The organism is Roseateles sp. DAIF2, from assembly GCF_015624425.1.
In the GTDB taxonomy this organism is placed as follows: Bacteria; Pseudomonadota; Gammaproteobacteria; order Burkholderiales; family Burkholderiaceae_C; genus Kinneretia.
Map to the genome: position 1 here is coordinate 1,316,956 of NZ_CP049919.1, position 18,124 is coordinate 1,335,079.

The 18,124-nt window shown below is 67.5% G+C and carries 17 protein-coding genes and 1 tRNA gene; 8 read left to right on the forward strand and 10 right to left on the reverse strand.

What is annotated here, in order from left to right:
• Positions 1-2 precede the first annotated feature (2 nt).
• Positions 3-1,448 carry a glucose-6-phosphate dehydrogenase gene (gene zwf / locus G8A07_RS06160; protein WP_195796197.1) on the reverse strand — a complete coding sequence of 482 codons (1,446 nt, stop codon included), beginning with the start codon at positions 1,446-1,448 and terminating at the stop codon, positions 3-5.
• Positions 1,449-1,582: 134 nt separating this feature from the next.
• On the opposite strand from zwf, the gene tal reads away from it, so the two are divergent.
• From tal to G8A07_RS06175, 3 genes are read left to right on the forward strand one after another with little or no spacing between them, the layout of a single operon-like run.
• Entirely contained in the window at positions 1,583-2,539 is a 957-nt protein-coding gene (tal, locus tag G8A07_RS06165; protein ID WP_195796198.1) for a transaldolase, read from the forward strand.
• Between the two features lie 6 nt (positions 2,540-2,545).
• Positions 2,546-4,168 (forward strand): glucose-6-phosphate isomerase, encoded by a 1,623-nt coding sequence (gene pgi / locus G8A07_RS06170; protein WP_195796199.1) that lies wholly within the window; start codon positions 2,546-2,548, stop codon positions 4,166-4,168.
• Between the two features lie 25 nt (positions 4,169-4,193).
• A complete protein-coding gene (locus tag G8A07_RS06175) occupies positions 4,194-4,811 on the forward strand; it encodes an HAD family hydrolase (RefSeq protein ID WP_195796200.1) in 618 nt (205 codons plus the stop codon).
• Here the strand turns inward: G8A07_RS06175 and G8A07_RS06180 are convergent.
• The 6 genes from G8A07_RS06180 to pilB form a co-directional block, all read right to left on the reverse strand.
• On the reverse strand, positions 4,800-5,012 hold the full coding sequence (locus G8A07_RS06180; RefSeq protein ID WP_195796201.1) for a DNA gyrase inhibitor YacG: 213 nt from the start codon (positions 5,010-5,012) through the stop codon (positions 4,800-4,802). The two genes, G8A07_RS06175 and G8A07_RS06180, sit on opposite strands and share 12 nt — an antisense overlap.
• A gap of 5 nt (positions 5,013-5,017) precedes the next feature.
• Positions 5,018-5,773 (reverse strand): cell division protein ZapD, encoded by a 756-nt coding sequence (gene zapD, locus G8A07_RS06185; RefSeq protein ID WP_195797621.1) that lies wholly within the window; start codon positions 5,771-5,773, stop codon positions 5,018-5,020.
• 82 nt (positions 5,774-5,855) lie between these two features.
• Positions 5,856-6,449 (reverse strand): dephospho-CoA kinase, encoded by a 594-nt coding sequence (gene coaE / locus G8A07_RS06190; RefSeq protein ID WP_249937244.1) that lies wholly within the window; start codon positions 6,447-6,449, stop codon positions 5,856-5,858.
• Between the two features lie 2 nt (positions 6,450-6,451).
• Positions 6,452-7,378, reverse strand: coding sequence for an A24 family peptidase (locus G8A07_RS06195; protein WP_195796202.1), 927 nt, complete (start codon positions 7,376-7,378; stop codon positions 6,452-6,454).
• An 18-nt stretch (positions 7,379-7,396) separates the two neighbouring features.
• The gene (locus G8A07_RS06200) at positions 7,397-8,617 is read right to left on the reverse strand and encodes a type II secretion system F family protein (RefSeq protein ID WP_195796203.1); all 1,221 of its coding nucleotides are present in this window, start codon (positions 8,615-8,617) and stop codon (positions 7,397-7,399) included.
• Between the two features lie 36 nt (positions 8,618-8,653).
• Positions 8,654-10,381, reverse strand: a complete 1,728-nt coding sequence (gene pilB, locus G8A07_RS06205) for a type IV-A pilus assembly ATPase PilB (protein ID WP_195796204.1) — start codon at positions 10,379-10,381, stop codon at positions 8,654-8,656.
• Between the two features lie 233 nt (positions 10,382-10,614).
• Here pilB and G8A07_RS06210 point away from each other — a divergent pair, with 233 nt between their 5' ends.
• A complete protein-coding gene (locus tag G8A07_RS06210; RefSeq protein ID WP_195796205.1) occupies positions 10,615-13,002 on the forward strand; it encodes a tetratricopeptide repeat protein in 2,388 nt (795 codons plus the stop codon).
• Positions 13,003-13,086: 84 nt separating this feature from the next.
• Here G8A07_RS06210 and G8A07_RS06215 read toward each other — a convergent pair.
• Together G8A07_RS06215 and ispB are read right to left on the reverse strand one after the other, a co-directional pair.
• Positions 13,087-13,163 (reverse strand) — tRNA-Pro (locus G8A07_RS06215).
• Between the two features lie 57 nt (positions 13,164-13,220).
• On the reverse strand, positions 13,221-14,207 hold the full coding sequence (gene ispB, locus G8A07_RS06220) for an octaprenyl diphosphate synthase (RefSeq protein ID WP_371816435.1): 987 nt from the start codon (positions 14,205-14,207) through the stop codon (positions 13,221-13,223).
• A gap of 197 nt (positions 14,208-14,404) precedes the next feature.
• Here ispB and rplU point away from each other — a divergent pair, with 197 nt between their 5' ends.
• The 4 genes from rplU (at position 14,405) to proB (ending at position 17,330) form a co-directional block, all read left to right on the forward strand.
• Positions 14,405-14,716 carry a 50S ribosomal protein L21 gene (rplU, locus tag G8A07_RS06225; protein ID WP_195797624.1) on the forward strand — a complete coding sequence of 104 codons (312 nt, stop codon included), beginning with the start codon at positions 14,405-14,407 and terminating at the stop codon, positions 14,714-14,716.
• A gap of 40 nt (positions 14,717-14,756) precedes the next feature.
• Positions 14,757-15,014, forward strand: coding sequence for a 50S ribosomal protein L27 (gene rpmA / locus G8A07_RS06230; protein ID WP_195796206.1), 258 nt, complete (start codon positions 14,757-14,759; stop codon positions 15,012-15,014).
• A 121-nt stretch (positions 15,015-15,135) separates the two neighbouring features.
• Positions 15,136-16,203 (forward strand): Obg family GTPase CgtA, encoded by a 1,068-nt coding sequence (gene cgtA / locus G8A07_RS06235; protein ID WP_195796207.1) that lies wholly within the window; start codon positions 15,136-15,138, stop codon positions 16,201-16,203.
• Positions 16,200-17,330 (forward strand): glutamate 5-kinase, encoded by a 1,131-nt coding sequence (proB, locus tag G8A07_RS06240; RefSeq protein ID WP_195796208.1) that lies wholly within the window; start codon positions 16,200-16,202, stop codon positions 17,328-17,330. The genes cgtA and proB overlap by 4 nt, the downstream gene beginning before the upstream one ends.
• A gap of 79 nt (positions 17,331-17,409) precedes the next feature.
• Here proB and G8A07_RS06245 read toward each other — a convergent pair whose 3' ends face one another.
• On the reverse strand, positions 17,410-18,003 hold the full coding sequence (locus G8A07_RS06245; RefSeq protein ID WP_195796209.1) for an RNA pyrophosphohydrolase: 594 nt from the start codon (positions 18,001-18,003) through the stop codon (positions 17,410-17,412).
• Positions 18,004-18,124: the final 121 nt, after the last annotated feature.

An 18,124-nucleotide genomic window follows, 5' to 3' on the forward strand; every position in this document is an offset into this window, starting at 1 on the left:
GCTCATTGTTCTTCGGCCCAACTGAAGCCGTCGCGTGCGACCAGGGCGCTGGCGGCCGGTGGCCCCCAGGAGCCGGCGCCGTAGGTGCGCGGGCCGGAGGGATCCTGAGCCCAGGCGTCGAGAATGGGTTCGACCCAGTGCCAGGCCTGCTCCTGCTCGTCGCTGCGCACGAACAGGTTCAATCGGCCGGCGATCGCATCCAGCAGCAGGCGCTCGTAGGCGCCGACGCGGTGGGTCGGGAAGACTTTTTCGAAGTCCAAGTCCAGTGAGACCGGGGCCAGCGCCTCGCCGTGCGCACCGCCCTTGGCGGCCAGCAGGCGCAGTTCCAGTCCGTCCTCGGGCTGCAGCTTGATGACCAGTTGGTTGGCCTGGTTGGCGCCAGGGAAGATCGGGTGCGGCACCGGCCGGAAGTTGACGACAATCTGCGCGTCGCGCGCGGCCAGGCGCTTCCCGGTGCGCAGGTAGAAGGGCACGCCGGCCCAGCGCCAGTTCTGCACTTCGGTGCGCAGCGCGACAAAGGTCTCGGTATGGCTGTCGGCCGGGATCTTGCCTTCGTCGAGGTAGGACACGACGGCGTTGCCGTCCACCGTGCCGGCGCGGTACTGGCCGCGCACCACATCGCGCGCCACCGACTCGGCGGTGAAGGGCTTCAGGGAGCGCAGCACCTTGAGCTTCTCGTCGCGGATGGCGTCGGCGTCGTTGGTGGAGGGCGGCTCCATCGCGATCATCGTCAGCAGCTGCAGCGCATGGTTCTGCACCATGTCGCGCAGCGCGCCGGTGCCGTCGTAGAACGGGCCGCGCGTGCCGACGCCCAGGCTCTCGGCCAGGGTGATCTGGATGTTGGCGATGCTCTCGCGGCGCCACAGCGGCTCGAAGAAGGCATTGCCGAAGCGCAGCGCCATCAGGTTCTGCACCGAGGGCTTGCCGAGGTAGTGGTCGATGCGAAAGGCCTGGTTCTCGGCGAACACCGAGCGCACCACCTTGTTGATCTGCTGCGCGCTCGCCAGGTCATGGCCCAGCGGCTTCTCCAGCACCACGCGCACCTGCGGGCCGTTCAGGCCGGCTGCGCCCAGCTGCGCGCAGATCTGGGTGAACAGGTGCGGGCTGGTGGCGAGATACAGCACCACGGTGTCGGCATTGCGTTCCGCCAGCCAGTCTTTCAGGCGCTGGTAATGCTCGGGCTGGGACAGGTCCATGCGCCGGTAATGGATCAGGGCGGCGAACCTCTCGAATTCCTCATCGCTGGGGCGCTTCGGGCCCTCGACTTCGCGGAAGCGCTCCTGCAGCCATTCGCGATAGCGCTCGTCGCTTTGCTCGTCGCGGGCGACGGCCAGGATGCGGCCGCCCTCGGGCAGCTTGCCGTGGCGGAAGGCCTGGAACAGGGCCGGCATCAGCTTGCGCCAGGTGAGGTCGCCGGTACCGCCGAAGAACACGAGATCGAATGACATGCGTGGATGCAAGAATGTTTTGTTGATGTAACGAAGTTACCGGATTTATGATGCACGAGTTTCTTTCAGGGGTCAATCCGGATCGCCGAGGCGGGTTCTAATAAGGCTTGTTGTCCCACGACCCCATTCTGACCATGAACCAGCTCGATCAACTGAAGTCCCACACCACCGTCGTCGCCGACACCGGCAACTTCCTGCAGCTGGCCCAGTTCGCGCCGCGCGATGCGACGACCAATCCCTCGCTGATCCTGAAGGCGGTGCAGTCCAAGGACTACGCGCCGCTGCTGGACGACACGGTGGCCGCCTATCGTGCCAAGCCGCTGGACGAGATCGTCGATCAGGTGCTGGTGCGCTTCGGCCTGGAGATCCTGAAGGTGGTGCCGGGCCGCGTCTCGACCGAGGTGGACGCGCGCCTGTCCTTCGACAAGGCCGCCACGATCGCGCGCGCGCATCGCCTCATCGGCCTGTACGAGGCCGCCGGCATCTCGCGCGAGCGCGTGCTGATCAAGGTGGCCTCCACCTGGGAGGGCATCCAGGCCGCGGCCGAGCTGGAGCGCGAGGGCATCCGCTGCAATCTGACCCTGCTGTTCTCCTTCTGCCAGGCGGTGGCCTGCGGTGCGGCCGGCATCCAGCTGATCTCGCCCTTCGTCGGCCGCATCTACGACTGGTACAAAAAGAGCGCCGGCAGCGCCTGGGACGAGGCGGCCAGCGCCGGCGTCAACGACCCGGGCGTCAGGTCCGTGACCCAGATCTTCAACTACTACAAGAAGCACGGCATCAAGACCGAGGTGATGGGCGCGAGCTTCCGCAATGTGGGCCAGATCCAGGCCCTGGCGGGTTGCGACCTGCTGACCATCAGCCCGGACCTGCTGGCCCAGCTGCAGGCCAGCGAGGCGCCTCTGCCGCGCGCGCTGGATGCCGAGGCCGCGCGCCGCGCCGACATTCCCGCCGTGGCCTACGACGAGGCGACCTTCCGCTTCGCGCTGAACCAGGACGCCATGGCCACCGAGAAGCTGGCCGAGGGCATCCGCCTGTTCGCCGTCGACGCCGGCAAGCTGGACCAGATGATCATCGACCGACAACAAGGGTAAGAACCGATGCTGTATTCGCGTTGCGACCAGAGCCCGGCCTGGGCCGGCTTGCAGGACCTTTACCTGGCGCAGGGCCGGGGCTTCGATCTGCGCGAGGCCTTTGCGGCCGATGCGCGGCGTTTCGAGACCTGGTCCTTCCAGGCCCCGGAGGTCTTCGCCGATCTGTCCAAGAACCGTATCGACGCGCCGACCCTGCAGCTGCTGCTGCAGCTGGCGCGTGACTGCGGGCTGGAGGCGCAACGCGAGGCGATGTTCAAGGGCGAGGCCATCAACCACACCGAGGGCCGCGCGGTGCTGCATACCGCGCTGCGCGCCCCCGCGGGGCAGGGCCTGTTCAGCGATGAGGTGCAGGCCGCGCTCACGCGCATGCTGACCTTCGCCGAGAGCGTGCGCGACCAGGCATCCAGCGGCATCCGTGACATCGTGCATATCGGCATCGGCGGCAGCGACCTGGGGCCGGCGATGGTGGTGCAGGCGCTGGGCGCCTACACCCAGCCGGGCCAGCGCCTGCATTTCGTCTCCAATGTCGACGGTCATGACCTGGCCGCGGTGCTGCCGCTGCTGGAGGCGGACAAGACCCTGTTCGTGATCGCCTCCAAGACCTTCACGACCCAGGAGACCCTGGCCAACGCCCAGGCCGCCAAGGCCTGGTTCCTGCAGCAGGGCGGGCGCGACATCGCGCGCCACTTTGTCGCCACCAGCAGCAACACCGAGGCCGCCGCGGCCTTCGGCATCACGACCGCCTTCGGCTTCTGGGACTGGGTCGGCGGCCGCTACTCGCTGTGGTCGGTGATCGGCCTGCCGATCGCGATCGCGATCGGTGCCGAGCACTTCCGCGCGCTGCTGGCCGGCGCCCATGCGATGGACGAGCATTTCCGCCGCACGCCGCTGGAGCGCAATGTGCCGGTGCTGCAGGGCCTGATCGACATCTGGTACCGCAACTTCCATGGCTTCACGAGCCGCTCGGTCGCACCCTACCATCAGGGCCTGCGCCGCCTGCCGGCCTATCTGCAGCAGCTGGAGATGGAGAGCAACGGCAAGGGCGTGGACCGCGAGGGTCAGGCCTTGCCCTATGGCACCAGCCCGGTGGTCTGGGGCGAGGCCGGCACCAATGGCCAGCATGCCTATTTCCAGATGCTGCACCAGGGCACCGACGTGATCCCGGTCGAGTTCATCGCGGTCAAGCGGCCCAACCATGGCGCGGCCCGCGGCGAGCTGGCCGAGCGGCTGGCGGATCAGCACCAGAAGCTGCTGGCCAACTGCCTGGCCCAGTCGCAGGCGCTGATGCAGGGCAAGAGCGTGGAGGAGGCGTTGCAGGAGAAGGCGCCGACGGCGTCCAAGACCCTGGGCCCGCTGACCGTGGCGCGGCATCGCAGCTTCCCCGGCAACCGGCCCAGCAGCACCCTGCTGCTGGAGGCGCTGACGCCGCGCTCGCTGGGCGCGCTGATCGCGCTGTACGAGCACCGCGTGTTCGTGACCGGCGCGCTGTGGGGCATCAACAGCTTCGACCAATGGGGCGTGGAACTCGGCAAGGCCCTGTGCAACAGCCTGCTGCCGCGCCTGGCCAGCGGCGACGCGACGGGCCTGGACGGCTCGACCGCCGGCCTGCTGGCCAAGCTGCGCGCCTGAACCTGACTCCGAATCTTCTCAAGCGATGAATATCGTTTTCGATTTCGGCGGCGTGCTGTTCCGCTGGCATCCGCCCAGTTTCCTGGCTCGTGTCTGGCCGCATCGGGTGGCAGACGAGGCGGCCGGCAAGGCCGTGGCGGGCCAGTTCTTCCAGCACTACGCCGGGGATTGGGGCGCCTTCGACCAGGGCCTGATCGGTGCGGAGGAGGTGACGGACCGCATCGCGGCGCGCACCGGCTGGCCGCGCACCGAGGTGGCGCAGGTGGTGGCCGCGGTGCCGGACGAACTGGCCCTGCTGCCCGATACCGTGGCCCTGATCGAGGAGCTGAAGGCGGCCGGCCATCGGCTCTTCTACCTCTCCAATATGCCCGAGCCCTATGCGGACCATCTGGAGCGCAGCCATCCGCTGCGCGACTGGTTCGAGCGAGGCCTGTTCTCGGGGCGGGTCAAGCAGTCCAAGCCGGGCGCCGAGATCTATCGTCTGGCGACCGAGCAGTTCGGCGTGCCGGCCGAGAGCTGCCTGTTCCTGGACGATCACCCGGCCAATATCGACGCGGCCCATGCCGCCGGCTGGCAGGCGCTGCACTTCACGAGCGCCGAGGCGGTGCGGCCGCGGCTGCGCGAGCTGGGCCTACTGCTCTAGGTCCTGATCCTCGCTGGGCGGCGCGGCCTGCACGCGAAAGCTCTCGCTGGCCCAGGCGCCCAGATCGAGCTGGCGGCAGCGCTCGCTGCAGAAGGGGCGCCACAGATTGCTGGGCGCGAAAACGCTGTCCCCACCGCAGGTGGGGCAGGGCACGATGCGCGGCGGCTTGGCCGCGCTCGGGTCGGAGGTACTGCTGCTCATGATCGTCAGGCGCACAGGGTCAGCTCGAAGCTGGCATCTTGCTGGGCGGGTTTGAGGCGGCCTTCCTCGTCCTGGCGCATCAGCCGGATCGAGACCATCAGCCGGTGGCCGCTGATCTCCGGGATCAGGCCCAGGCTGGGGTCCAGGCGCATGCGCAACAGCTGATAGGTCTTGCCGGCGGCCAGGCTCTGCTGGAACTGGCCGCTCTGGGCTGCCACCTTGTGCGGCGCGCCCGAGTCGCGCAGCAGGCTCAAGAGCACCTGCAGCGCCTCGGCCATCGGCATCAGGGTCTGGGCCCAGCTCATCAGGTCGTTGCGGCGGCGCACCGGCAGCAGCTGCTGCCAGCTGTAGTAAGCCGGCAGGTCGAACTCGCAGGTGCCGCCCGGGATGCTGATGCGGCTGCGGATGCTCATCAACCATTCGTTGGCGGTCAGCGCATGGCCGGCCTTGCCATTGAGCTGGTTCAGCCCGTTGAAGGCATGGTCGATGCGGCGGATCACCTCGTCCAGCGCCTCCTCGGCGATCGCCGGGTTGCCGCGATAGCTGTTGAGCTGGGCCTTGTGGCGCTCCAGCTCCTTCAGCAGATCGGACTTCAGGTCGGCGCGCGAGGCCACGTCCATGATCTCGAAGATCGTGACCAGGGCGAAATGGTGGTCCAGCGGGGTTTCGCGCGCCATCAGCTGACCGAGTCGGTCGAACAGATGCTCCAGGCGCAGCATCGTGCGGATGCTTTCGTTGAACGGATATTCGTAGAGGACCAAGGGGGCCATTCCTTGTGTGTCGGCTGACAGAGCCGCGTCTGACCCCGATTGTTTCACAAGCCGATGCGGCCCCGTGTAGGTCTTAGCCCCAGCGCGCGGCCAGGGCCAGCACGAGACGGCGCAAGGCGTCGAGATCAAGTCCGTCATTGTGGATCAGCGCATCGGCCGCGGCGCGGCGTTGCGCGCGCGTGGCCTGCTTGCGCAGCACGGCCTCGACCGCCTCGCGGGTCCAGCCGGAGCGCGCCATCACGCGCGCGATCTGGGTCTCGGCCGCGCAGTCGACGATCAGCACGCGGTCGACGCGGGCGCGCCAGCGGCCCGATTCGACCAGCAGCGGCACGTCGAACACGATCAACGCCCGGTCGGCCGCTGCCTGCGCCAGCCGGTCGGTCTCCGCGCCGATCATTGGATGCAGGATGGCCTCGAGTCGCTGCAGGGTCGGCGGGTCGGCGAACACCAGCTCGCGCATGCGGACGCGGTCCAGCGCGCCATCGGCGGCGATCACCGCGGGGCCGAAGGCGGCTTCGATGGCCGGCAGCGCGGCACCGGCGGCGGCGGTGAGCGCGCGCGAGATCGCATCGGTGTCGATCACGGCCGCGCCGGCCTCGGCCAGCAGCGCGGCCACCGTGCTCTTGCCGCTGCCGATGCCGCCGCTCAGGCCGATGCGCAGCGGCACCGTCAGGCCCAGCCCAGCCAGCCCAGCACGCGCTCGGAGCCGGCGAACAGCACCACCAGGCCGCCGCCGGCCAGGAAGGGGCCGAAGGGCACGTAGCGGCCCTCGCGCAGCGCGCTGTTGAGCTTCATCGCGATGCCGACGATGGCGCCAATCAGCGAGGCGCCCAGCACGATGGGCAGCACCATCTGCCAGCCCAGCCAGGCACCCAGCGCGGCCAGCAGCTTGAAGTCGCCGTAGCCCATGCCCTCCTTGCCGGTGGCCAGCTTGAACAACCAGTAGACCGACCACAGCGAGAGATAGCCGACCAGCGCGCCGATCAGCGCCTTGTCCAGCGGCAGGGTCCAGCCCGCCAGCGCCGCGATCAGGCCGGCCCACAGCAGGGGCTGGTTGATCGAATCGGGCAGCAGGGTGGTGTCCCAGTCGATCAGGGCGAGAGCCAGCAGCGTGGCGCCGAAGCCGCACCACAGCAACGCGAGCGGCTGGGCGCCGAAGCGCCAGCCGAGCGCGGCGAACAGCGCGCCGGTCCCCAGTTCCACCAGCGGATAACGGATCGAGATGCGCGCCTTGCAGCCGGCGCAGCGGCCACCCAGGCGCAGCCAGCCGATCAGCGGCAGGTTCTCGTGCCAGGCGATCGCATGGCCGCAATGCGGGCAGCGCGAGCGCGGCCGGGCGATGCCCAGCGCGGGCTGCCGCTCCAGATGGTCGTGAAAGGCCTCGGCGTCCGCGGCCAGCCGGTCGGCCTGGGCCTTGGCGAAGCCGGCCTTCTGCAGGTCGGCACCGTCGCCCAACTGGGCACAGGCCTCAAGCCGCCATTGGCGTTCCAGCATCAGCGGCAGGCGGTGCACCGCCACATTCAGGAAGCTGCCGATGCACAGGCCCAGCACGCCCAGGCCCCAGGGCGAGAGCAGCCATTCGTAGTCTTGGATCATGAAGAGAGAGCAGCGGGTTCAGACCACCTGGCCGAGCTTGAAGATCGGCATGTACATCGCGACGACGATGCCACCGATCACGGTACCGAGGATCACGATGATGAAGGGTTCCATCAGGCTGGACAGGGCCTTGACCGCCTCGTCCACTTCGTCCTCGTAGAACTCGGCGGCCTTGGACAGCATATGGTCCAGCGAGCCGGATTCCTCACCGATCGAGGCCATCTGCAGCACCATCGTGGGAAAGATGGCGGTGGCCTGCATCGAGGTGGTCAGGGCCGCGCCGGTCGAAACATCGCGCTGGATCTTCTCGGTCGCCTCGACGAACACCGCATTGCCCGACGCCCCGCCGACCGAGTCCAGGGCCTCGACCAAGGGCACGCCGGCGGCGAACATCGTCGACAGGGTGCGGGTCCAGCGCGCGACCGCGGACTTGTAGAGCAGGTCGCCGAAAACGGGGATCTTCAGCAGCAACCGGTCCATGCGCTTTTGCATCGACTCCGAGCGCTTCCAGGACTGGATGAAGAAATAGAGGCCGCCACCGATGAAACCGAAGATGGCCCACCAGTAGCTGACGAAGAATTCCGACATCGCGATCACGGCCAGGGTAGGTGCCGGCAGGTCGGCACCAAAGGACTGGAACACGTCCTTGAAGGCCGGCACGACGAAGATCATGATCACGGCCACGACGATGAAGGCCACGGATAGCACCGCGATCGGGTAGGTCAGGGCGGATTTGATCTTGTTCTTGAGCGCGACCGTCTTCTCCTGGTAAATCGCCAGGCGGTCCAGCAGCGCTTCCAGGATGCCGCCCGCTTCGCCGGCTTCAACCAGATTGCAGTACAGCGCGTCGAAGTACATCGGATGCTTGCGGAAGGAGGCCGACAGGCTGGTGCCGGTCTCGACGTCCTGGCGGATGTCGTTCAGCAGCCGGGTCAGGCGCGGGTTGGTGCTGCCACGCGCGACGATGTCGAAAGATTGCAGCAGCGGCACGCCGGCGCGCATCATCGTCGCGAGCTGGCGGGTGAAGACCGCGATGTCCTTCTGCTTGATGGCCTTGCCGCCGGTGTTGCGGCGCTTCTTGACCTTGCTGACCAGGATGCCCTGGCGGCGCAGGGTGGCGCTGACCATGGCCTCGCCGCCCGCGCGGAGCTCGCCGCGCACGGTCTTGCCATTGCGGTCCTTGCCTTCCCATTCGAAGACAAAGTCCTTGACGTTCTTGGCTATTGCGCCTGTTGCCATATCACCTCCAGCGGGGCGGCCCCGTCCCATATCGCGTTATTCGTTGGTGGCCGCCAGCACTTCTTCCAGTGTCGTGACGCCGGCCCTGACCTTGACCAGCCCGGATTGCCGCAGATCGCGCACGCCTTCGCTGCGCGCCTGCTCGGCGATGTCCATGGCCGTTCCCTCGGACAGGATGATGCGTTGAATCGCCTCCGTGACCGGCATCACTTGGTAAAGACCGACACGTCCTCGATACCCGTTGTTGCAACTTGAGCAGCCGACGGCACGGTAGGGCTTCCAGCTGCCGTCCAGCTCCTCCTCGGCATAGCCGGCGCGCAGCAAAGCGTCATGTGGATAGTCGGCCGGCGCCTTGCAGTGTTCGCACAGGCGCCGTGCCAGCCGCTGGGCGGTGATCAGCAGCACGCTGGACGCAATGTTGAAGGGTGCGACGCCCATGTTCAGCAGGCGGGTCAGCGTGGTCGGCGCGTCGTTGGTGTGCAGGGTCGACATCACCATATGGCCGGTCTGGGCGGCCTTGATCGCGATGTCGGCCGTCTCCAGGTCGCGGATCTCGCCGACCATGATGATGTCCGGATCCTGGCGCAGGAAGGACTTCAGCGCGGCCGAGAAGGTCAGGCCGGCCTTGTCGTTGACATTGACCTGGTTGATGCCCGGCAGGTTGATTTCTGCCGGGTCCTCGACGGTGGAGATGTTGACGCCCGGCTGGTTCAGGATGTTCAGGCAGGTGTAGAGCGACACCGTCTTGCCCGAGCCGGTCGGACCGGTCACCAGGATCATGCCGTAGGGGCGGTGGATGCAGGCGAGCAGGCGGTCTTTCTCGATCTTCTCGTAGCCCAGCGCCTCGATGCCCAGCTTGGCCGAGGAGGGGTCCAGGATCCGGATCACGATCTTCTCGCCGAACAGGGTCGGCAGGGTGCTGACGCGGAAGTCGATCGCCTTGGCGCCGAACTTCAGCTTCATGCGGCCGTCCTGTGGCACGCGGCGCTCGGCGATGTCCAGGCGCGAGATCACCTTGATGCGCGAGGACAGCTTGTCCTTGATCGCAATGGGTGGCTGCGTGATCTCGCGCAGCTCGCCATCGACGCGGAAGCGCACCCGGTAATGGTACTCGTAGGGCTCGAAGTGCAGGTCCGAGGCGCGCATATTGATCGCATCCACCAGCATCTTCTGCAGGAAGCGCACCACCGGCGCGTCTTCCACATCGGCGATCTCGGCCGCCTCCTGCTCAGGAGTGGTGTCTTCCTCGGCGATGTCGAAATCGAAGTCGCCGCCGGCGATCGATTCCAGCGCCTCGGCCGCGCTGGCGCTGCTGCCCTGCAACTGCTTGACCAGCTTGTCGTACTCGACGATGACCCATTCGGGCGCCAGCTGGGTGGCGAACTTGATGCGCTCCACCACCTCCTGGTCGGTCGGGTCTGCGCCGCCGATGAAGAGGCGGTTGCCGCGCCGGCCCAGCGCGATCACCTGATACTGCAGCGCGAGCTTGCTGTCGATGATATTGGTCGGCAGGCGCTGCGCGTCCATCGCGTTGAGGTCCAGCAGCGGCAACGCCAACGCTGCGGACAGGGTATGCGCCAGCTCGGTGGCCGAGACCGCATTGGCCGCCATCACCGCGGCGACGAAGGTGGTCTTCTTCTCGCGCGCCTGACGCACCAGATCCTCGGCGGTCTTGGCCTGCAGCTTGCCGGCATGCACCAGCACGCGGGCGACGCCGGACAGGGCGGAATGGGGCGGCTCGACCAGGGTGGTATCCACGTTCATCGGACGATTCTGCGCAAGGACCGGGCGGCATGTCGCCAGCGGTGCAGCGAATCATCATGGCCCAAGGATTTCACACTGTAAACCGAGCCGTGTCCCGAAATACCCCGCCAAGCGTGCTAGAGCTCACGATTCATGAGTCAGGCAGTTGCAACTGATGTTTTCCGGCATCGTGGCCGTGCCGGATGGGCAACGACCAGGTGCCGGGCGAAGATGTCGGCATGAAGAAAACGCGCATGTCCGGATTCTGGTTTTCCCTGGGGCTGCTGGCGGCCGGTGCCGTCGAGGCCGAACCCGCGCCGCGCACGGCGCGGGACTTGCTGGAGGCGCAGCAGTTCCGCCAAGCGGCGCCGCTGATGCGACCGCTGCTGGCCAAGGCTCGGCCCGATGCCGCCGAACGTGCGCTGATCTACGACTGGCTGTTTGCGGTCGACGACCTGGCCGAGGTGGAGCGCCGCAGCGCCACCGGGTCGGCGGCCGTTGATCTGCTCGCCGCAGGGCGGCTGGCGCTGGAAGGGCGGGACTTCGAGCGGGCGGGGCAATTGTTCGAGCGAGCATTGCGCGAGGCCGACTCGGCCGCACATCGAGCACCAGCCCTGCGCGGTCTGGGCTTGCTGGCGCATCAGCGGCGCGACTACGAGGGTGCGCTGCGGCAGCTGGAGGCCGCGCGGCGCGAGGCCGCCACGGCCGATGTGCTGGTGACCCAGTCCGAGATCCTGGTCCGGCTGGGCCGCACCAACGAGGCCGTTGCCGCTCTTGAGGAGGCGATCCGCCTGAATCCCGATCACGAGGCCGCCAACTACCAGCTCGGCAACGGCTACACGCGCCGCAACTACAGCGAGCTGGCCCGGGATTGCGGCGACGCCGGCTTCGAGCGGGCTGCGCACGCGACGCGACGCGCCTCCGATGCCTTCGAGCGCGGCCGGCTGGACCTGGCGCGGCAGGGCGCACGGGCCGCGCTGCGGGCCTGCCCCGGCTATGGTCGCGCGCATGCGGTGCTGGCCAAGGTGGCCGAGTCGGAGCGGCTGGCGGTGGATGTGCATCGCGCGGCGCATGAGCGCCGCTTTGCCGCCACGCCGATGCCCGAGGTGCCGCAGATCGAGCGCTATGTCCTGAACTGGCGCTCGCTGTCGGCGCGCCATCGCAAGCGGGTCGCGCTGTCGATCGCGCCCTGGAAGGCCTATGTGCCGATCCTGGTCGCAGGCGGGGCGACGCACTACATCAAGCCGCTCTATCTGCGCCTGTCCGAGACGCCCGGCGCGGCGGCGCTGCGCGATGCCCGCATCGATTACGACTCGCGCCTGTGGGACGACGTGCGCGGCGTTGGCGGCCATATGACGGTGACCGGCATCGAAGATGTCGAGCGCTCCGTGTTCGGACGCTACAACACGGTACTGCATGAGCTGACGCATCAGGTGCATGGCGTGATGACCGCGGCGCACAAGCGTGAGATCCAGGAGTTGTACCGCCAGGCCAAGGAGCGCGATGCCAGGACCGGCGAGGCCTTTTTGTCGCGCTATGCCGGCGGCTCGGTCTGGGAGTATTTTGCCGAGGGCGCGAACTCGCTGGACTCGCCGCGCCGCGATCGTTTTGACCATCGCGAGATCGTGCGCGAGCGCCTGGTCGCGCACGATCCGGCCTTGCAGGCCCTGGTGCTGCGCCACTTCGCGGCCCAGGATGTGGCGGCCAGCCTGCCGGTGGCGCTGGTCAACGGTGGGCAGCGGCATCTCGAGGCCGGCGAGCTGGAGGCTGGACAAGCCTTGCTGACGCGGGCGTTGGGTCTGGCGCCGGAGGACGAGCAGGTGCTGGGCGCGAACCTGTATGGGCTCGCGCTGCGCGGGCAGGCCGGCACGGTCGAGCCCCTGGCGGCGCGGGCCTTGGCGCGCCATCCCGACAGCGGCGCGCTGCGCGTCGCCGCGGCCGATGCCTTGTGGCACGGGGGCCGGGCGCTGGCACCGCTGGTGACGCGGCTGGCGGCCGGCCGGGAGGCGCTGCGCGCCGAGGATGGCTTCGAGGTGGATCTGGCCTTGGGTGGCTACGCCCTGCACCAGGGCCGGGCCGAGGCGGCGCTGCAGATCTTCGACCGCGCGCTGGCGCAGCAGGGCGACAGCCCCGAGGCGCTCTGGGGACGGGCGGCCGCGTTGGCCTTGGCGTCGCGCTGGGATGAGGCCTTTGTCGTCTACGAGCGGGCGCTGCGGCTGCGCACCGGCATCCTGGCGCTGCGCCTGGACCTGGTGCGTGACCTGATGCTGGCGGGGCGCGTCGAGGCGGCGCGGGTGCAACTGGCCGAGGCGCGTACCCTGCGTGCCACCGAGCCGCAGCTGCTGGCGCTGGAGGGCTGGCTGGCGCTGCGGGATGGGCGGCATGCGCTGGCGCTCGACAAGGCCGACGCGGCCTTGGCTCGGGCGGCCTGGTGCGAGTCCGCGCAGATCGTGAGGGCGGTGGCGCTGCGTGGCTTGGGGCGCGACGAGGAGGGGGCGCGGATGCTGGCGGCGCTGCGCAACGAGCTGGCGCAGGAACGGACGCCGCGCTATGTGTACCGCGCCGACATCGCCGGCTGGGAATCGGTGCGGCGCCATTCGGCCGCGCTGCGGCGCATGCTGGGCGCGCTGGCGCCCGATTGATGGATTGGCCGTGTATCGACGCAAAAAAGCCCCGGCATGCGGGGCTTCTCGGCGATGACCGGGTAGTCGGTCATCCAATGAATCTGGTCGGGGTGAGAGGATTCGAACCTCCGGCCTCTACGTCCCGAACGTAGCGCTCTACCAGGCTAAGCTACACCCCGATTTGCGAACCCTCTTGAAGGCAGGTCTTCAAGCGTTTGCTGGTCTGTCGTCTGGCGCTAGAAAGAGCGATCAACTGACTGAACGCAAAATTCTAGCAGAGCTTCTCGCCAGAGGGAAGGGGGTAATGCATTTAAACATTCGCGCGCCCGATCCGCCTCGGCGCGCGCGGCCTCGCGGGTGGCATCCAGCGCGCCGGTCTTGCGCACGATCTTGACGATCTCGGCCAGGCCCTGCACCTCGCCCTGCTCGATCGCATGGCGGATCAGCTCGCGTTCGGCCGGGCTGCCGCGCTCCATCGCGACCAAGAGCGGCAGCGTCGGTTTGCCCTCGCGCAGATCGTCGCCGACGTTCTTGCCCAGCGCGCTGGTGTCGCCGCTGTAGTCGAGCGCATCGTCGATCAGTTGGAAGGCGGTGCCCAGCGCGCGGCCGTAGCCGGCGCAGGCCTCCTCGACCTCGGGGCTGGCATCGGCCAGCACCGCGCCGAGCCGGGCGCTGGCCTCGAACAGCTTGGCGGTCTTGTAGCGGATCACGCGCAGGTACTGCTCGACCGCGATGTCGGGGTCGTGCATGTTCATCAGCTGCAGCACCTCGCCCTCGGCGATCACATTGGTCGCCTCGGCCAGTACCTCCAGCACGCGCATGCGGTTGACCGACACCATCATCTGGAAGGCGCGGGAATAGAGGAAGTCGCCGACCAGCACGCTGGCCGCGTTGCCGAACAGCGCATTGGCGGTCGGCTTGCCGCGGCGCAGCGAGGACTCGTCGACCACATCGTCGTGCAGCAGGGTGGCAGTGTGGATGAACTCGACCACCGCGGCCAGCTCGAAGCGTTCGGCCCGCTGGAAGCCCAGCGCGTTGGCGAACAGCAGCACCAGCTTGGGCCGGATGCGCTTGCCGCCGGCATGCACGATGTAGCCGGCGATCTGGTCGATCAGGGCGACATCGGAGCTCAGGCGCCGCGCGATCACGGCATCGACCTCGCGCATCTCGGCGTCCAGCAGGGCTTGGACCTCGGCGATGGGGGATGCGGATGCTGCGTGCACTCTCAACTCTCTTTCGGGCCTTGTTCGGGCGAAGCCGGGATTATAGGAAGAGGGCGCGGGCCCGCCGCGCGGTGTTCGCCGGGGCTCTTGGTGTTTTCCCGAGAGGGTGCTATACTTTCGGGCTCTGCGCTTTTTGCGCTGGAGTAGTGCCTTTGCCGGGCAGAGTCGGCGGAGGTGGTTTTATTGAAAGGGCTGATATGTACGCGGTCATAAAAACCGGCGGCAAGCAATACAAGGTTGCTGCTGGCGAAAAGATCAAGGTAGAACAGATTGCTGCGGATGTTGGCCAAGAGATCGTGATCGACCAAGTTCTCGCCGTGGGTAACGGCGCGGAGCTCAAGGTTGGCACTCCCTTGGTTGCTGGCGCAAGCGTCAAAGCCACTGTTGTGGCACAAGGCAAGCACGACAAGGTGCGCATCTTCAAGCTGCGTCGTCGCAAGCACTACAAGAAGAGCCAGGGCCATCGCCAGACCTACACCGAGTTGGAAATCAGCGCGGTCAACGGTTAATCCGGCTTTCTTCTTCGCCAACAGTTCAAGGAGCTAATCCATGGCACAGAAAAAGGGCGGCGGTTCCACACGGAACGGCCGCGACTCCAAGCCCAAAATGCTGGGCGTGAAGGTTTACGGCGGCCAGACCATCTCGGCCGGTTCGATCATCGTGCGTCAGCGCGGTACCAAGTTCCACGCCGGCACCAATGTCGGCATGGGCAAGGACCACACCCTGTTCGCGCTGATCGACGGCACGGTGTCCTTCGCCGTCAAGGGCGAGGCCAACCGTTCGACGGTCATCGTCACGCCGGTCTAAGTCACCGCGCGTTATGCTGGCGGAGGGCTGCAGCCGCCCGCCAGCCACAGAAGCCCCGGCCCGCCGGGGCTTTTGCGTTTCAAGGCTGCCTTAACATCTGGGCCCCTCAAGGCGCAAAAACATGAAGTTCGTAGACGAAGCCACCATCGACATCGTGGCCGGCAATGGTGGTGCCGGCTGTGCGAGCTTTCGCCGTGAAAAGTTCATCCCCTTCGGTGGACCGGACGGCGGCGATGGTGGCCGCGGCGGCAGCGTCTGGGCGGTCGGCGACCTGAACCTGAACACGCTGATCGACTACCGCTATGCGCGCCGCCACGAGGCCCGCAACGGCGAGGCCGGGCGCGGCTCGGATCAGTATGGCGCCGCGGCGGACGATATCGTGCTGCGCATGCCGGTCGGCACCATCGTCAAGGACCTGGAAACCGACACCGTGATCGCCGAGCTGATCGAGCCGGGCGAGAAGGTGCTGCTGGCCAAGGGTGGCGATGGCGGCTTTGGCAATCTGCATTTCAAGACCAGCACCAACCGCGCGCCGCGCCAGAAGACGCCCGGCTGGCCCGGCGAGGCCAAGAAGCTCAAGCTGGAACTGCGCGTGCTGGCCGATGTCGGCCTGCTGGGCCAACCCAATGCCGGCAAGTCCACCCTGATCACCGCGGTCTCGAACGCCAAGCCCAAGATCGCCGACTACCCGTTCACGACCCTGCATCCGAACCTGGGCGTGGTGCGTGTCGGTCCGGAGAAGAGCTTCGTCGTCGCCGACATTCCCGGCCTGATCGAGGGCGCCTCGGAAGGCGCCGGTCTGGGCCACCAGTTCCTGCGCCATCTGCAGCGCACCCGCCTGTTGCTGCATGTGGTCGACCTGGCGCCCTTCGATCCCGAGGTCGATCCGGTTGCCGAGGCCAAGGCCATCGTCAACGAGCTGAAGAAGTACGACGAATCGCTGCACGACAAGCCGCGCTGGCTGGTGCTGAACAAGCTGGACATGGTGCCCGAGGACGAGCGCGCCAAGCGCGTCAAGGACTTCGTCAAGCGCTACAAGTGGAAGGGCCCGGTGTTCGAGATCTCGGCCCTGACCCGCGAGGGCTGCCAGCCATTGATCCATGCGATCTACGAGCATGTGGCGGCCTTCCAGGTGCACCATGTCGAGCCCGACGTGCGCTTTGAATCGGCGGACGGCGAACAGGCATGAGTGCCGGCTCGTCGTCGCCGCTGAAGGACGCGCGCCGCATCGTCGTCAAGGTGGGTTCCAGCCTGGTCACCAACGAGGGCCGCGGCGTCGATGCCGAGGCGATCGGCAACTGGTGCCGCCAACTGGCCGCGCTGGCCGGCCAGGGCCGCGAGCTGGTGATGGTGTCCAGCGGTGCGATCGCCGAAGGCATGAAGCGCCTGGGCTGGGCCACGCGACCCAAGGAAGTGCATGAGCTGCAGGCCGCCGCCGCGGTCGGCCAGATGGGCCTGGCCCAGATGTACGAGAGCAAGCTCAGCGAGCAGGGCATGGGCAGCGCCCAGGTGCTCTTGACCCATGCCGACCTGGCCGATCGCGAGCGCTACCTGAACGCGCGCTCGACCCTGCTGACCCTGCTGCAGCACCGTGTGCTGCCGGTGATCAACGAGAACGACACGGTCGTCAACGACGAGATCAAGTTCGGCGACAACGACACCCTGGGCGCGCTGGTCGCGAACCTGGTTGAGGCCGATGCGCTGGTGATCCTGACCGATCAGAAGGGCCTGTACTCGGCCGATCCGCGCAAGGATCCGAACGCGCGCTTCATCGACGTCGCGGTGGCCGGCACGCCCGAGCTGGAGCAGATGGCGGGCGGCGCCGGTTCATCGCTGGGCCGCGGCGGCATGATCACCAAGATCCTGGCCGCCAAGCGCGCCGCGGGTTCCGGTGCCAGCACCGTGATCGCCTGGGGCCGTGAGCCCGATGTGCTGCTGCGCCTGGCCGGCGGCGAGGCGATCGGCACGGCCCTGATTGCAAGCACCCAGAAGCAGGCGGCGCGCAAGCAGTGGATGGTCGATCATCTGCAGCTGCGCGGCGCGGTGATCGTCGATGCCGGTGCCGCCGTCAAGCTGCGCGACGAGGGCAAGAGCCTGCTGCCGATCGGCGTCACCGAGGTGCAGGGCGAGTTCCATCGCGGCGATGTGATCGCGGTGCGCGATGCCGCGGGGCGCGAGCTGGCGCGCGGCCTGACCAACTATGGCAGCGCCGAGGCGCGCCTGATCGCGCGCAAGGCCTCGAACCAGTTCGAGCTGGTGCTCGGTTATGCGGCCGAGCCGGAGTTGATCCACAGAGACAATCTCGTGCTCGTGTAACGAGCGCGAGATTGCGGCGCAGGCTCATATCGCGTCAGCGATGTGAGCCGAAGCCATAACCTGGTGGCTGCGGGCTCGCTTACTTCGTGTCCCCTGCCTCCGGTGCCGGCTGCGGCAGCGCCTCGCCGCAGTCCGGCGCCGGCCGCGGCTCGCGGTGCTGCGGCCGCATGCCGGCGCGCAGATAGCGGTTGTGATGGTTGATGCGCGGCAGGTAGCGGGCCAGCTCGGTCAGCGCCATCTGGTAGACGCCGCGCTTGAACTCGATCACCGCCTCCAGCGGCACCCAGTACTCGTTCCAGCGCCAGGCGTCGAACTCCGGGTGGTCGGTGGCGCGCAGATTCATGTCGCAGTCGCGCCCGGTCAGCTGCAGCAGGAACCAGATCTGCTTCTGTCCCTTGTAGTGCCCGCGCGCATCGCGCCGGATGAAGTGCTCGGGCACCTCGTAGCGCAACCAGTCGCGCGTGCGCGCAATGATGCGCACCTGATCCGCGTGCAGCCCCACCTCTTCGTGGAGCTCACGAAACATCGCCTGCTCGGGCGTCTCGCCATGTTTGATGCCCCCTTGCGGGAACTGCCAGGAATGGGTCCGGATGCGTTTGCCCCAGAACACCTCGTTCCTGTGGTTGAGCAGGATGATGCCGACGTTGGGCCGGAAGCCTTCACGGTCGAGCATAATCAACCCCAAATCTATAGTTAGATCGATTATTGCATCGGGGCGCCCTCCGGGCATTACCCTCGCTAACCCTCACCTTTCCTCTCTGTGCTTGGCCCCCGGTCAGGCCTTGCTGCTCGCG

Excerpts from the sequence above, each read along its gene's own strand:
- zwf (WP_195796197.1), bottom strand. The coding sequence starts at position 1,448 with ATGTCATTCGATCTCGTGTTCTTCGGCGGTACCGGCGACCTCACCTGG.
- tal (WP_195796198.1), top strand. The coding sequence starts at position 1,583 with ATGAACCAGCTCGATCAACTGAAGTCCCACACCACCGTCGTCGCCGAC.
- pgi (WP_195796199.1), top strand. The coding sequence starts at position 2,546 with ATGCTGTATTCGCGTTGCGACCAGAGCCCGGCCTGGGCCGGCTTGCAG.
- G8A07_RS06175 (WP_195796200.1), top strand. The coding sequence starts at position 4,194 with ATGAATATCGTTTTCGATTTCGGCGGCGTGCTGTTCCGCTGGCATCCG.
- G8A07_RS06180 (WP_195796201.1), bottom strand. The coding sequence starts at position 5,012 with ATGAGCAGCAGTACCTCCGACCCGAGCGCGGCCAAGCCGCCGCGCATC.
- G8A07_RS06195 (WP_195796202.1), bottom strand. The coding sequence starts at position 7,378 with ATGATCCAAGACTACGAATGGCTGCTCTCGCCCTGGGGCCTGGGCGTG.
- G8A07_RS06200 (WP_195796203.1), bottom strand. The coding sequence starts at position 8,617 with ATGGCAACAGGCGCAATAGCCAAGAACGTCAAGGACTTTGTCTTCGAA.
- pilB (WP_195796204.1), bottom strand. The coding sequence starts at position 10,381 with ATGAACGTGGATACCACCCTGGTCGAGCCGCCCCATTCCGCCCTGTCC.
- G8A07_RS06210 (WP_195796205.1), top strand. The coding sequence starts at position 10,615 with ATGTCCGGATTCTGGTTTTCCCTGGGGCTGCTGGCGGCCGGTGCCGTC.
- rplU (WP_195797624.1), top strand. The coding sequence starts at position 14,405 with ATGTACGCGGTCATAAAAACCGGCGGCAAGCAATACAAGGTTGCTGCT.
- rpmA (WP_195796206.1), top strand. The coding sequence starts at position 14,757 with ATGGCACAGAAAAAGGGCGGCGGTTCCACACGGAACGGCCGCGACTCC.
- cgtA (WP_195796207.1), top strand. The coding sequence starts at position 15,136 with ATGAAGTTCGTAGACGAAGCCACCATCGACATCGTGGCCGGCAATGGT.
- proB (WP_195796208.1), top strand. The coding sequence starts at position 16,200 with ATGAGTGCCGGCTCGTCGTCGCCGCTGAAGGACGCGCGCCGCATCGTC.
- G8A07_RS06245 (WP_195796209.1), bottom strand. The coding sequence starts at position 18,003 with ATGCTCGACCGTGAAGGCTTCCGGCCCAACGTCGGCATCATCCTGCTC.